Here is a 14,498-nt window from a genome sequence, read left to right as displayed (position 1 = left end):
TACCGGCTAAAAGCCGCACACGAACACTAAAAACCTAAAGAACCTCTAGTTCTTACGCAGAAGAACCTGCTCCACGGTATGCTCGGCACCCTTCTGCAGAATCAAATGCGCACGAGCACGAGTCGGCAAAACATTCTGCACCAGATTAGGCTCATTCACGCTCTTCCAAATGCCGGTCGCTACCTCAACCGCCTGCTCATCGCTCAGCTCCGCATAACGCTTGAAATACGACTCCGGATTCGCAAAAGCCGAAGAACGCAGAGTCAAGAAACGATTCACATACCAGCGCTCAATATCCTCAGTGCGGGCATCCACATAAATAGAGAAATCAAAGAAATCGCTCAGCGTCAGATCGGAAGTCTCCGGACCCTCAGCCTGAGAAGGCGCCAAAACATTCAAACCCTCAAGAATCAGAACATCCGGTGCCGTGACCTCAATATGCTCATCCGGCATGATGTCGTAATACAGGTGCGAATACTTCGGCGCCACCACACGCTCGGCACCGGACTTCACCTGCGACACAAAATTCAACAGGGCGCGGCGATCATAAGACTCCGGGAAACCCTTGCGGTGCATAATGCCGCGACGCTGAAGCTCCGCATTCGGGTACAAGAAACCATCCGTAGTCACCAACTGAACCTTCGGAGTCGAAGGCCAGCGACTCAAAAGAGCCTGCAAAATACGAGCCGTCGTCGACTTACCCACAGCAACAGAACCCGCCACACCAATAATGAACGGGACGCGACGCTGAGACACATGCAGAAAATCATTCGTCATATGGTTCAGCGAGGATGCGGCAGTTACATACAGATTAAGAAGGCGAGAAACCGGCAGATAAATACGCTGCACCTCTTCAAGGTCGACAGTTTCACCCAGACCACGAAGAGACTCAATTTCCTCAGCACTGAGGGGGACAGAAATCTCATTGGCTAGGTGCGACCAACGGGAACGGTCAAGATGCATGAAGCGGTCATCGCCAGAAAAATACGGTGCGGTGCTCATTTATCTAAGTGTACGAACTTTCAGCCCGCGGGGAAAATACCCACCCTCACGGTTTGTTTGTAGAAATAAATTGATGGAAAGAAAAGGGTAAAACCTGAAAAGCTAGGAAAGCCACATTAAACGTGACGCATAACGGTATTTCACCGTGCGCATATCTGGATACTTGTGGGATAAACTTATAGCATGTGTGGAATCGTAGGATATGTAGGTCTGGACACTGCTCCGGACGGTAACAAGTTTGACCACAACGCATACGATGTGGTCCTCGAAGGTCTGCGCCGTCAGGAATACCGCGGCTATGACTCTGCTGGCGTGGCACTCGTGTGCCCCGACGGCATCGTATTCCGTAAGAAGGCTGGTAAGCTCCTGAACCTTGAGAACGAGGTCAAGGAACACCCCCTGCCTGACTCCCAGATTGGTATCGGTCACACCCGTTGGGCAACCCACGGTGGACCCACTGACAACAACGCTCACCCCCACGTTGTCGACAACGGCCGCCTCGCCGTCGTACACAACGGTATTATCGAAAACTTCGCAGAACTGCGTGCCGAACTGCTCGCCGAAGGCGTAGAGTTCGCATCTCAGACCGACACCGAGGTAGCTGCAGCAACCATCGCAAGCATCTACAACAAGCTCGGTACCGGTGACCTCACCGAGGCAGTACGCGTCGCATCCAACCGCCTCGAAGGTGCATTCACCATCCTGGCTATCCACGCCGACCACCCGGACCGCGTTGTGGCAACCCGCCGCAACTCCCCGCTGGTTATCGGCCTGGGCGAGAACGAGAACTTCCTCGGCTCTGACGTCTCCGCGTTCATTGACTACACCAAGGAAGCCGTCGAAATGGGTCAGGACCAGATCGTGACCATCACCGGCACTGACTACTCCATCATCGACTTCGAAGGTAACCCCGCAGAGGGCAAGCCCTTCCACATCGAATGGGACGCAGCAGCAGCCGAAAAGGGCGGCTTCAACTCCTTCATGGAGAAGGAAATCCACGAGCAGCCCACCGCAGTTGAACAGACCCTCATGGGCCGCCTCGACGAGAACGGCAACCTCACCCTCGACGAGCTGAACATCGACGACTCGGTGCTGCGCTCGATTGACAAGATCATCGTTGTTGCATGTGGTACCGCAGCATACGCAGGCCAGGTGGCACGCTACGCCATCGAGCACTGGTGCCGCATCCCCACCGAGGTCGAGCTCGCACACGAGTTCCGCTACCGCGACCCCATCGTGAACGAGAAGACCCTCATCGTGGCACTCTCGCAGTCCGGCGAAACTATGGACACCCTGATGGCAGTGCGCCACGCACGCGAACAGGGCGCAAAGGTTATCTCCATCTGCAACACCCACGGCTCGACCCTGCCCCGTGAATCCGACGCTGCCCTGTACACCCACGCAGGCCCCGAAATCGCAGTGGCATCCACCAAGGCATTCCTGGCACAGATCACCGCAGCATACCTGCTCGGCCTGTACCTGGCACAGCTGCGCGGCAACAAGTACAAGGACGAAATCGCTTCGATCCTCGCCGAGCTGCAGAACATGCCCGCAAAGATCCAGAAGGTCATCGACAACGACACCCAGGTCAAGGAACTGGGCGTCGAAATGAAGGATGCCTCCTCCGTGATCTTCCTCGGCCGCCATGTGGGCTTCCCCGTCGCAATGGAAGGCGCACTCAAGCTCAAGGAAATCACCTACATCCACGCTGAAGGCTTCGCAGCAGGCGAGCTCAAGCACGGCCCCATCGCACTGATCGATGAAGGCCAGCCGGTTATCGTGGTGGTTCCCTCCGCAAATGGTCGCGACTCCCTGCACGGCAAGGTCGTCTCCAACATCCAGGAAGTGCGCGCACGCGGCGCCTTCACCATCGTCATCGCCGAGGAAGGCGACGAGGCCGTCAAGCCCTACGCAGACCGCCTCATCACCGTCCCGGCATGCCCCTCGCTGCTACAGCCCCTGCTGGCAACCGTGCCCCTGCAGATCTTCGCATGCGCACTGGCAGAAGCTAAGGGCCTGGACGTTGATCAGCCGCGTAACCTCGCAAAGTCCGTGACCGTGGAGTAATCCTCAGAAGTAATCATCTGGAGTAATCCTCGGAAATTGCCTCGGCGATAACGAAAGGGCGGTGGTTGAGTTCTCTAAGAACTCAACCACCGCCCTTGTCGTTTAATCGGGCGGTTATTCGTGGATTAACCAACAAAAATGACGCTGTGAAACAGACATCAACCATGCGTCATATTTGACGCTATCCCACCTAAAAGAAACGAATCTCGCTAGACTTAAAACAAGAGAAACCGCAAACAGGACGCGGTTACCACCCCTACCGTAAAAGGTGAAGCTCATGATTATGGGAATCGGCGTAGATACCGTCAACATTGAACGATTCGAGCGAATCGTGACCGAAACACCAGCCTTCGTCCGCCGCGTCTTCACCCCCAACGAACGCACCCGGAACGTACGCTCCCAAGCCGTACGATTTGCCGCTAAAGAAGCAGTCGCAAAAGTACTCGGAGCACCCGCCGGACTCAACTGGCAAGACTGCGAAGTCGCCACCGCCGAAAGCGGCCAGCCCTACCTCATCATTCAGGGCACCATCGCCCGCCGAGCCAAAGAACTCGGCATCAACCGCATTCACCTCTCGCTGACCCACGACGAACCCATGGCCATCGCCATCGCAACCGCCGAATACCTCAGCGACGCAGAACTGGCGCACCTGCAAAAGTTCAACCCCGAAAGCTACCGACTCAGCGTCATCGCCGGTGACGACACCGACGACTAACGCAGAGTCACACCAACACCACAACCAGGTGACCCCTAAGGCCCGCACGGTGCCACCCAAGGAGACAGCAATGAAGCTCATCTACACTGCTTCCCAGGTACGCGAAGCAGAAAAGCCCTACATCGAAGCCGTCGACTACGACGGCTACCTCATGCAACGTGCCGCAGACGCCGTCGCAGCCGAAGCGCAGGAGCTACTCCACGGCACAGAAAACGCCAAAATCCTGCTCCTCATCGGCCCGGGCAACAACGGCGCAGACACCATCTACGCCGGCGCCCGCCTCAGCGCCAAGGGCCACCGCGTTGACGCAGTCATCTTCGACCCCAGCGAAAAGAACCTCGAACTCATCGCCCGCGAAGGTGGCGAAGGCACCCGCGTACTCGACCCCGAACACACCCTCGAACACCTTACCGGCTACGACCTGACCATTGACGGCATCCTCGGTACCGGCTCCAGCGGCGCCGTACGCGGTAGCGCCGGCGAATACCTGGGCGTACTCCGTGCAGCGCAGCTCGACGGTAAGCTCGGCGCAGTCCTCGCAGTAGACACCCCCTCCGGAGTCGACAACAACCGCGGAACCGTGCACGAACCCTCCCTGCGCGCCGACCGCACCGTCACCTTCATCGGCCACAAGCTACCGGCAGGCACCTGCCACAGCGTCCACTCCGGAGACATCAAACTCTACGACCTGGGCGTTCCCGAAGCCCTCGATTCCCACAAGCCCGCCCTGCGCGTCCTTGAGCGCGAAGACTACCGCGAACTCATTGAAGTACCCGACGAGCACTCCCACAAGTACACCCGCGGCGTACTGGGCATGCTCACCGGTAGCCTCGAATACCCCGGCGCGGCCCTCATGAGTGTACGCGCAGCCCTCAACACCGGCGTGGGCATGGTCCGCTTCAACGCCAACTCTCACGAGCTACGCCAGCTCATGATTGCTCACAACCCCGAAACCGTCTACTTCAGCGGCGCCCCCGCCCTGCAGAGGGTCACCGTCTGGGCCGGCGGATCTGGCTCTAGCCACGACTCGCTGGATAAGAACCGCTACCTGCTCCACTCGCCCGAACCCGCCATCCTCGACGCGGGCGCCTGCGACCTGGCGGCAGAATACCTGGCAACCGGTAAGCACCTCGGCTCCCACAAGATCCTCACCCCGCACGCCGCAGAGCTCGAACGCTTCCTGCGCATCGTGCACGAGCTCGCCCCCGAAACCTGGAAGAAGCACCTGGGTGACGCCATCGTACCCAGCCGCAAGGATATCGACGCAGAACCCTTCCGCTGGGTACGCGCCGCCTCCGAACTTTCCGGCGCCACCGTCATGCTCAAGGGCGGCTACACGCTCATTGCGGCACCCAACGGCGCCACCTACAGCGTTGCCGGAGGAAGCCCCTGGCTCGCCACCGCAGGCAGCGGTGACACCCTCACCGGCATCTACGGCGCCCTGCTCGCCCAAACCGTAGCCGCCTTCGACGCCCGCGGAGAAGCCCTAGAAGGCTGCACCTTCGCCTCCATCGGCGCGCTCGCAGTCTACCTGCATGGTGAAGCAGCACGCGCCAGCGCCACCGGAAGCGTCAAGGACGCTCTGCCCGGCCCGGCACCCGCAACCCGCGTTGCGCAGATGCTCCCCGAAGTCATCGCACGCCTCATCGCCGAATAGGGGAGCGGAACTAGCGCCCTGATGTTCTGACGCTTGTCTAGAAGCGAAGAGCTGACCAGATACCCTGGGCACACAGAAGGGGCGTGAATCCACCGGAAATGGATTCACGCCCCTTCAACGCGCTTATATCAATACACGATGCCGAGCTGCCTGTGCCGGGACAGCATCACTAAAAACCGGCATACGAACCAGCGGGAGAAACTCCCACCATCCTTCTTAGTACGCGCCTTCCTTAGCGAAAACCGCACGGACAGTACGCAGAAGAATAATGAAGTCACCGGTAAGCGACCAGTTCTCAACATAGTAGAGATCCAGACGAACCGACTCTTCCCAGGAGAGATCACTACGACCCGAAACCTGCCACAGACCGGTAATACCCGGCTTCACCAGCAGACGGCGGTACGCAATGTCCTCGTACTGCTCAACTTCCTCAACCAGCGGAGGACGCGGACCCACCAGCGACATATCGCCAATGAACACGTTCCACAGCTGAGGCAGCTCATCAATCGAGTACTTACGGATGAACTTACCAATGGGAGTAATACGCGGGTCGTCCTTCATCTTGAAGAGCACGCCGTTACCCTCGTTCTGCTCCATGAGGCGCTTCTTGACCTCTTCAGCGTCAGTACGCATCGAACGGAACTTCACCATCTTGAAAAGCTCACCGTTCAGACCCACACGACTCTGCAGGAAGAAGACAGGGCCACCATCACGCTTCACCAGCAGTGCCACCACCAGGAATAGCGGAGAGAGCAGAATCAAACCCAGACCCGAAGACACAACATCCACGGTGCGCTTGAAGAACGCCGACAGGCCGGTAATACGCGGAGTCGACACGTGCACCAGCGGCAGACCGTTCAACGGCTGCATGTGCATACGCGGACCAGCAATATCGGTCGTCGCAGGAGCCATAATCAGCGAAATATGTGCATCAGCCAGCTTCCAACCCAGCAGGCGAACCTGATCCGGGCTCAAGTGGTGACCATTCGTAACAGCAACCATATGAATATCGTTCTCGCGGATAGCATCCATAATGTCAGCCGGAGAAGTGCTGTAACCAAGCACCGGAATCGGTGCGCCAGCAACAGTGGTACCCGGGGTGAAACCGGGCAGATAGAACGCAGCGGGGGACAGACCGGAAGCAACCACGCCCTCCAGGTTCTTATACAGGTGCTGACCGGTCGTCACATCAGAAATAATCATGACGCGAGTGAGCGCACGACCGCGGGTACGCGAACGCACCAGACCCTGACGAATCAGCCAACGCTCAACGAGCAGAAGGAACAGACCCAGCGGGTAAGCAATCAACAAGTACATGCGGGTGACGTCAACCTTGAGGAAGAACGCCACAATAATCAGCAGGCAGAAGAAATAGGTGCTACCGCGAGTAATGAGACGGTACTCCTCGTTGCCGAAACCCATGATGCGCAGGCTACGGGAGCCGTTCACCTGGAGGATAAACCACCAGCCGATGACCATACCGACGCCCAGGAAAATGTAATCAATAGCGGGAATACGGCCATCCAAGGCGTTAATAGGCCAAACGTTCACATAGGGCAGGTCAGCATTCTCCCACCCGAAACGAATCAGATGCGCAGCGACAACCGCGATAACAATGGCGAGAAAATCGCCAAAGTAAAGGGCGCGCTGAACCTTGGGATGCCAGCTTCGCTTGACGACGAAGTCTGCACCCCACATTTTTTTAAGACGATCTTGTACTTTCAACGGTGTAATCTTCCCCGGAAATTTGTCCTGTGTCGTGGACTGAGAGCGGCGAATAGGCACATTTACCCCTAATTATCGGTGTAAGGGAGACGTGTCCTAGTCTATGTTCTGAATGAATGAGTGAACCCTTAATCTTGCTGAGTGAATAATGGCAGAGATTACGGTAAAGGCGCTGGTTAGACGCCTAGTGGAGCGTTATATGAACCCACAGAGCGCATAAACGTGTTCCGTAAACTATTCTACGGGGTCGGGGGTCTTACGTCTCGAAGAATAAAGCCGTAAAGTCGCTCCCGCGTGATGAAATCAATCACAGAAAAAGAAGAGAATAAGAGCCCCCGAGAAGAATGCCTAGTGAAGCTAAGAAACTCCTAAAAACACCAGACTATTTCACACGCCTGCAGAAAAACAATAACCGGCATATAAAACGACAAACCCCGGAGGCTCAACAACAAACCCTACACACACGGTGTAAAAGGGACATTAAGGACGCTCAAGCCCCGCACGATCCAAAATAAAATCAATCATCGGCTCATAACGACGCGGCGGAACGTTATCGTCCATCGGCACGCACACCGGCAGGTCCCCCTGCTCAGCCGCCACAAACAGACCCGGGTCATTACAGTCCGCAATACCAATCGTCAGCAGCTTACAGGTCGAGGACGCATAACCAGCCATACCGTGATCTGAAACCACCAGATCCGGAGTCACACCGCGCGCCTTCAACTGATCCAGCGCGATGCGCATCGGGCCGGGGAAATGCGTATGCTGCAGATTACCGTACTGCTCAAACATCACGACATCCATAATCTGACGGACATCGCCGTCCAGGAAGCGCTCGCCCTCCTCAATCTGAAGAACCTCAGCGCCGGCAGCCTTCGCAGCCGCAGCCATCACCGCATAGATGGGGAACAGACCCGCCGGGTGACCGGTCGCAAACAGAATACGAGAACCCGCACGCACCGCCTCACCGAAGATGCGGGCGTACTCCTCCAGCGCGCTGATGCACTGCTTGGCACCAATAGTGTCCTGACCGTGAGTATGCGAACGATCCGGGTTCAGACCCGCGCGGCGGACCATCACCTCAAACACCGAATCGTAATCCCATTCGCGGGTCCACTGCACACCAAACTCAAGGTGCTCATTACCGTCCAGGAAACCCTGAATATGGTCCAGGTTATTCTCTCGGGCGGTTGCCACCTCGCCGGTAATACGCACAGAATCCAGGTACGCGGCGAACTCATCGCGGCTCATCGAGAAAGACATTAAAACTCCTCACAACGTGAAAAATACATTACTGCGAGATACCCTCACGTACCTCGGCATAAGCTTCCAGGGTCTTACGCGCCGTCTGCTCCCAACCCATCGTGCGGGCACGCGCAGCGGCGTTCGCACCCAACGAATGACGCAGATATGGGGCACGCACCAGACGCTCAATAGCCGCAGCCCAACGCTGCGGAGTACGAGGCGCCACCAGCAGGCCCGTACGGTGGTTCTCCACCGCAAAGCGCAGACCGTCAGCATCCGTAGCGAGCACCGCCGCGCCGCACGCCTGCGCTTCCAAAGCGACCAGCCCGAACGTCTCAGACGACGACGGGGATGCCACAATATCGGCGGCACGGAAAATATTCGCCAACTCAGACGCCGGAACCGGGTCCTTCAAATGCACCCGATCTGCCACACCCAGCTCAGCTGCACGCTGCAACAGGCGGCGCTCATAATCCGAATCGGAGCGACCAATAATATCCACGTCCACCTGCAAGTCGGAGGGGAGCAGTGCGAGCGCCTCCACCAGCAGATGCGGGCCCTTCAACGGCTGAGGCCTACCGGCAAACACAATGCGGCAACGAGTCTCCGAGGTGTCGTTGAGCGGATGCACCCCCGGAATCGTATGGAAAATCGAGGTGTCAACACCCGGCGGGATAATGGCAAGCTTCTGCGCGTCCGTACCGTAGTACTCGCCCATCTGCTGCGCCTCCAGGGGAGTGTTCACAATTACCCGGCTCGCGGAGCTACTCATGAGGCGCTCGGCTCGGTAGCGTTCCTCAGGCTCGGGTGCTTCACCTTCGCCGCGGCGCGCATCCTTGGCGGCAGCCGTCGTATGCGGAGTGAAAAGAACGGGAACCGGGAAGTCAACGCCCTGAGCCGACCACAGCTGGGATGCACGAGCCGCAGCCTGACCAGATAGCCAATAGTGGGCGTGAATAATATCCGGGGTGTACAGTGCCTGTTCCACGCACGCCCGCGCAAAATCATCGGTGACCGTAGCCAACTCGTTCTTCGAAAGACCACGAGCGGACGGAAGATCAAGGCTGCGGCGCACAATGCGCTCGCCGGGCTGAGGAGGCTGACGGAACGGCGAATCAGCCGGAAGCGCCTCACCGCGGTCCAGGGTGAAAACCTCAACCCGCAGCTCCGGATCGAGCTCCAGCATGGCGTGCACCGACCGGGCAATATAGACGTTCATGCCGCCTGCATCTCCGCTACCGGGCTGCGCAAAGGGGTCGGTGTGCATGGAATACACATGAACCGTCCGAACCGGCGGCAGAGTGCTCATCGATGCTTTCCTCTCTCAAAGGTGTACCTGACCTAGTGTAGCGCGATAGGACTTTCGCACACCGGGAGGTCTAGAATTTAGTAGAAGAGAGGCTGACCAAGCGCAGCCTGTAGTACCCGCCCGTCAGAAGGACCGTGAAGGACCATGACTCACCCTCAGCAGCCTGCCAAACCGCTCTACTGCCCGCCCTGTACCCCAGCAGAGGCAGAGCGAAGCGCCACGATTGACCTTGATGCGCTAGAACATAATGTGCGCCGCCTCAAGGAACTTATTGGCGACCGCGCGCTCATTGCAGTGATTAAGGCGGACGCGTACGGTCACGGCGCGTACCCGGTGGCACGTTCGGCTATTGCCGCCGGTGCTGACCTGCTGGGTGTGGTGCACGTGAACGAGGCGCTGGAACTGCGTGCTGACGGTATTGAGGTGCCGCTCATGGCGTGGCTACACACTCCCTCCACCGATTTTGAGGCGGCACTGCAGGAGAAGATCCGCCTGGGTGTTTCCGGTTGGGACCTGGAGGCGGTAGCCGCCGCCGCTGAACGCACCGGCGAGCGCGCTATCGTGCATCTGAAGGCTGATACCGGTCTGGGTCGTAACGGTGCGACCGCGGCGGATTGGCCCGCGCTGGTGGCTCGCGCCGCCTCCCTGGAGAAGTCTGGGCTGATTACGGTTGAAGGTATTTTTAGCCACTTGGCGGTTGCTGATGAGCCGACCCGCGCCGAGACTGCTCAGCAGCTCGACACCCTGGATACTTTTGTGGCTCAGGCTCGTGAAGCTGGTCTGGACCCGAAGATCGTGCATTTGGCGAACTCGCCGGCGACCCTGACCGCCTCGCTGGAGGGCTGGGACACGGAGGAGCGTCTGCTCGGTGACGGTGTGCGTTGCGGTTTGGCGCTCTACGGTCTTTCCCCGCTGCCGGAGGTGACCGCTGAGGACCTGGGGTTGAAGCCCGTCATGACGGTGGGTAGCTACATTGCCGCCGTGAAGGAAGTTCCTGCAGGTCAGGGCGTTTCCTACGGTCTGCGCTACCACACTCCCAAGGCAACCACCCTGGCGCTGGTACCGCTTGGCTACGCTGACGGCGTGCCGCGCATTGCGGAGAACGCGCCGGTGCGCATCTACCCGGGCGCGCAGAACGCGGAGAACGGCTCCGTGCCTAACAACGCGGAAGGTAAGACCTACCGCGTGGTCGGCCGCATCGCCATGGACCAGATGGTCGTTGACCTGGGCGAACCCGGTCTGAGTGACCCCGCCCTGGGCTACCTGGGGGCGCCCGCCATCCTTTTTGGTACCGGTGAGAACCCGCCCGTGGAAGAGTGGGCGGATGCCGCGCAGACCATTAACTACGAAATCGTGACCCGCATTTCGTCCCGCGTGGAGCGCCTCTACGTCGGCGGCTCCTGGGTTGAAGCTGAACTGAACGAGCTGTGGGGTACCGGGCAGGAGCAGGAGGGCTAATGAGCGCTGAGTACACTTCTGCCGCACTCGACCTGGATGTGACCGGCCCCGACCATACCCGCCGCCTGGCGCTCACCCTGGCGCAGCACCTGAACGCCGGGGATGTACTGTTGCTCTCGGGCGAGCTCGGTGCGGGCAAGACCACGTTCACCCGCTCCCTGGGTGAAGGCCTGGGCGTGCGCGAAGGCGTTATCTCACCGACCTTCGTGCTCTCGCGCGTGCACCCGAACCTGCCGGACGGCCCCCGCCCCGGCGGCCCCGACCTGGTGCACGTGGATGCCTACCGCCTCTCCAGTGCCGAAGAGCTCGACGACCTGGATCTGGAGTTCTCCCTGCCGCGCTCTGTGACCGTCATCGAATGGGGCCGCGATAAGGCTGAGCACCTGAGTGATTCCCGCCTGGAGCTGGACTTCACCCGCCTGACCGGCGCGGATGCGCGCTTCGCCTACTCGGGCGCCGAAGAGTTCAGCTGGGACGACGAAGACGAGGACGAAAGCGACGAGGACGCGGACACCCCCGAACCTCGCCTGCTGCGGGTGCGCGCCTTCGGCCCCCGCTGGGAGCACGCTTTTGACGCATTGAAAGAGGCCCTGCAGAGCGCCTAGAGCCCGCGCGTTAGAATGATAGGGTGCTAGTACTTGCCCTTGATTCATCCGCCACCGCATCTGTGGCGCTCGCCCGTGTGCACGGCTCCGAAGCCGGTGCGTCCTTCGAAATCCTCGCCCGCTACGAGAGTGAAGATACCCGCTCCCACGCCGAGGTGATGGGCCCATACGCGCAGGCGGCCCTGCAGGACGCTGGCGTGCGCGGCGAAGATTTGGATGCGATTCTGACCGGTACCGGTCCGGGACCTTTTACGGGTCTTCGCGCCGGTATCGTTACTGCGCGCGCTCTGGGTTTTGCCTGGTCGGTGCCGGTGTACGGCATGATGAGCCTGACCGCGCTGGCTGAGCGTGCTGTGTCTGGCGTGGTTGCCGGTGAAGAGAATGCAGAACGAGCGTTCGCCTCTGCTGAAAGTGCTGAGCTTGTAGAAGATGCTGAGCTGCTCGTACTCTCCGACGCGCGCCGCCGCGAAGTCTACTCCGCCCGCTACCGCGTGAATGCCGAAGGCTACAGCCTGGTGGACGGCCCGAACGTATGCCCCGCCTCCGAAATTCTGCCCGGTGGGGCTCCCTCCTACGCCTACGGCTACGGTGCTGGCCTGTACGCCGAGGCTCTCGAAGAGCACGGCTGGACCATCGTCGATTCTGCCCGCGAGGTTCACCCGCACGCCGAGTACCTGGTTGCCGCCGCGGCGCGCCTGGGCGTAGAGAACCTGAGCGAGGACACCTCCGCCCAGTACCTGCGCGACTCGGACGCAAAGGTCCCCGCCGCAATGCTCGCCCGCCAGCAGAAGCAGGCCGCGCAGGCCGCCGCGCAGAAGGAGAGCTAAATGAGCGCTACCGACAATATCGTGCGAGACGACCTGGCACTGAGTAACCTGGCTATGGGCGCCCGCCTGCGCGTTGCTGAACTTGCCGACGTGCAGGCCATGCACCGCATGGAAACCACCCTGTTTCCCGCCGACGCCTGGCACATCGACATGTTCCTCGAAGAGCTGACCCACCCGACCCGCACCTACTACATGCTCGAATTACCTGCAGAAGGTTCGGAAGATAACGAGGGCGGCTGGCGCGCTATCGGCTACTGCGGAACCATGGTCGTAGCCGACACTGCCGACGTTCAAACCATCGGCGTGCTCCCCGAATATGAGGGCCACGGCTTCGGCCGCGCCATGCTTGAGCAGATGCACGAGCGTGCCCGCGAGCAGGGGGCCGAGCGCATCCTGCTGGAGGTGCGTGCCGACAATCCGCGCGCCCAGCGCCTCTACGAACGCAACGGCTACCGTGCGATTCACGTACGTCGCGGCTACTACGATGACGGAACCGACGCCATCATTATGGAATGTACGTTCTAAATGCTCCGTTGGGCTAAACGGCAACCCATGCGATAGGGGCGAGTATCCGCTGCCCTCTATGCCGCGGCATCCCTACATCACAGCATCCTTATATCACTGCAACTAGAAGCACTACGCGCAGACAGCGCAACAGAAAGATAGACTATGAGCACTCGCGAACCCCTCGTTCTGGGCATCGAATCCTCCTGCGATGAGACCGGTATCGGCATTGTGCGCGGTGCACAGCTGCTCAGCAACACCATCTCCTCCTCCATGGAAGAGCACGTGCGCTTCGGCGGCGTGATCCCCGAAATCGCCTCCCGAGCTCACCTGGACGCCATGATCCCCGCCCTCAAGGCGGCACTTGCCGAAGCGGACATCACCCTCGATCAGGTGGACGCTATCGCCGTCACCGCTGGCCCCGGCCTGGCGGGCGCACTCATGGTGGGTGTCTCCGCGGCGAAGGCGCTCGCTATTGCCACCGGCAAGCCCCTCTACGGCATTAACCACCTGGTCGCCCACGTTGGCGTTGGCCTGCTGGAGGACAACGGCACCGAAGACGGCTCCGACCTGCTGGCGAATGCCGGTTCCGGTGGTCTGGGTGCGCTGCTGGTCTCTGGCGGTCACACCGAAATCCTGCAGGTGCGAGACATTACCTCCGATGTGCGCCTGCTCGGCGCGACCCTCGACGATGCCGCAGGCGAGGCCTACGACAAGGTCGCCCGACTGCTCGGCCTGGACTACCCGGGCGGCCCCGCGATTGACCGCGCCGCCGCCGAGGGTAACCGCAACGCCTTCGTGTTCCCGCGCGGTCTGTCGAACCGCAAGTTCATGGGCACCGCCGAGGAGCCCGGCGCACACCGCTACGATTTCTCCTTCTCCGGTCTGAAGACCGCCGTGGCGCGCGTGATTGAAAGCTTTGAAGCGGCCGGTGAAGAGGTCCCGGTTGCCGATATCGCCGCGTCCTTCCAGGAGGCGGTCGTGGACGTCATCACCAAGAAGGCGATGCTTGCCTGCCGCGAGCAGGGCATGAAGACCCTGCTGCTCGGCGGTGGCGTGGCGGCTAACTCGCGCCTGCGTGAGCTGCTTGCCGCCCGATGCGCCTCCGAGGGGGTGCGCCTGATTATCCCGAAGTTCACCCTGTGCACCGATAACGGCGCGATGGTTGCGGCGCTGGGTGCTCGCCTGGTCGCCGCCGGTCGTGAGCCCTCGGGCGTGGACTTCACGACGGACTCCTCGCTGCCGGTGACCACGGTCTGTTTCTAGGCGGGCTGCCTCTGAAATAGCTACTTCCGCAGGGATTATTAGCGCGAGCCCGTTGATGCGGCTCGCCTCGAAAATGCTCATAGAAATGCCTCGGCACAGTCTCACAAAGGACTGCGCC

The 14,498-nt window shown here is 60.0% G+C and carries 12 protein-coding genes; 8 read left to right on the top strand and 4 right to left on the bottom strand.

Translation table 11 applies throughout. The features are described 5' to 3' along the window. Positions 1 to 45 precede the first annotated feature (45 nt). A complete protein-coding gene (coaA, locus tag HMPREF2836_RS06645) occupies positions 46 to 1,002 on the bottom strand; it encodes a type I pantothenate kinase (RefSeq protein WP_070615103.1) in 957 nt (318 codons plus the stop codon). A 183-nt stretch (positions 1,003 to 1,185) separates the two neighbouring features. On the opposite strand from coaA, the gene glmS reads away from it, so the two are divergent. The 3 genes from glmS (at position 1,186) to HMPREF2836_RS06630 (ending at position 5,441) form a co-directional block, all read left to right on the top strand. Further along, positions 1,186 to 3,069 (top strand): glutamine--fructose-6-phosphate transaminase (isomerizing), encoded by a 1,884-nt coding sequence (gene glmS, locus HMPREF2836_RS06640; RefSeq protein WP_049353762.1) that lies wholly within the window; start codon positions 1,186 to 1,188, stop codon positions 3,067 to 3,069. 277 nt (positions 3,070 to 3,346) lie between these two features. Next, positions 3,347 to 3,784, top strand: coding sequence for a holo-ACP synthase (locus tag HMPREF2836_RS06635; protein WP_005505045.1), 438 nt, complete (start codon positions 3,347 to 3,349; stop codon positions 3,782 to 3,784). Between the two features lie 70 nt (positions 3,785 to 3,854). Beyond that, on the top strand, positions 3,855 to 5,441 hold the full coding sequence (locus HMPREF2836_RS06630; RefSeq protein WP_070629920.1) for a bifunctional ADP-dependent NAD(P)H-hydrate dehydratase/NAD(P)H-hydrate epimerase: 1,587 nt from the start codon (positions 3,855 to 3,857) through the stop codon (positions 5,439 to 5,441). 216 nt (positions 5,442 to 5,657) lie between these two features. Here the strand turns inward: HMPREF2836_RS06630 and HMPREF2836_RS06625 are convergent, their stop codons facing one another. From HMPREF2836_RS06625 to HMPREF2836_RS06615, 3 genes are all read right to left on the bottom strand, one after another. Further along, the gene (locus tag HMPREF2836_RS06625; protein WP_070615092.1) at positions 5,658 to 7,139 is read right to left on the bottom strand and encodes a sugar transferase; all 1,482 of its coding nucleotides are present in this window, start codon (positions 7,137 to 7,139) and stop codon (positions 5,658 to 5,660) included. Between the two features lie 507 nt (positions 7,140 to 7,646). Beyond that, positions 7,647 to 8,429 carry a phosphatase gene (locus HMPREF2836_RS06620; protein WP_070615091.1) on the bottom strand — a complete coding sequence of 261 codons (783 nt, stop codon included), beginning with the start codon at positions 8,427 to 8,429 and terminating at the stop codon, positions 7,647 to 7,649. A gap of 28 nt (positions 8,430 to 8,457) precedes the next feature. Then, complete coding sequence (locus tag HMPREF2836_RS06615) at positions 8,458 to 9,720, bottom strand: glycosyltransferase (RefSeq protein WP_070629919.1); 1,263 nt, start codon at positions 9,718 to 9,720, stop codon at positions 8,458 to 8,460. 144 nt (positions 9,721 to 9,864) lie between these two features. Here HMPREF2836_RS06615 and alr point away from each other — a divergent pair, with 144 nt between their 5' ends. From alr to tsaD, 5 genes are all read left to right on the top strand, one after another. After that, positions 9,865 to 11,178, top strand: a complete 1,314-nt coding sequence (alr, locus tag HMPREF2836_RS06610) for an alanine racemase (protein ID WP_070629918.1) — start codon at positions 9,865 to 9,867, stop codon at positions 11,176 to 11,178. Next, entirely contained in the window at positions 11,178 to 11,783 is a 606-nt protein-coding gene (tsaE, locus tag HMPREF2836_RS06605; protein ID WP_070629917.1) for a tRNA (adenosine(37)-N6)-threonylcarbamoyltransferase complex ATPase subunit type 1 TsaE, read from the top strand. The genes alr and tsaE overlap by 1 nt, the downstream gene beginning before the upstream one ends. Before the next feature lie 23 nt (positions 11,784 to 11,806). Continuing rightward, complete coding sequence (tsaB, locus tag HMPREF2836_RS06600; protein ID WP_070629916.1) at positions 11,807 to 12,610, top strand: tRNA (adenosine(37)-N6)-threonylcarbamoyltransferase complex dimerization subunit type 1 TsaB; 804 nt, start codon at positions 11,807 to 11,809, stop codon at positions 12,608 to 12,610. Continuing rightward, on the top strand, positions 12,611 to 13,135 hold the full coding sequence (rimI, locus tag HMPREF2836_RS06595; protein WP_070629915.1) for a ribosomal protein S18-alanine N-acetyltransferase: 525 nt from the start codon (positions 12,611 to 12,613) through the stop codon (positions 13,133 to 13,135). A gap of 144 nt (positions 13,136 to 13,279) precedes the next feature. Then, entirely contained in the window at positions 13,280 to 14,380 is a 1,101-nt protein-coding gene (gene tsaD, locus HMPREF2836_RS06590; protein ID WP_005508428.1) for a tRNA (adenosine(37)-N6)-threonylcarbamoyltransferase complex transferase subunit TsaD, read from the top strand. Positions 14,381 to 14,498: the final 118 nt, after the last annotated feature.

The organism is Rothia sp. HMSC065C12 (genome assembly GCF_001812085.1).
In the GTDB taxonomy this organism is placed as follows: domain Bacteria; phylum Actinomycetota; class Actinomycetes; order Actinomycetales; family Micrococcaceae; genus Rothia; species Rothia mucilaginosa.
This window is presented reverse-complemented; position numbering and strand designations above follow the sequence as displayed.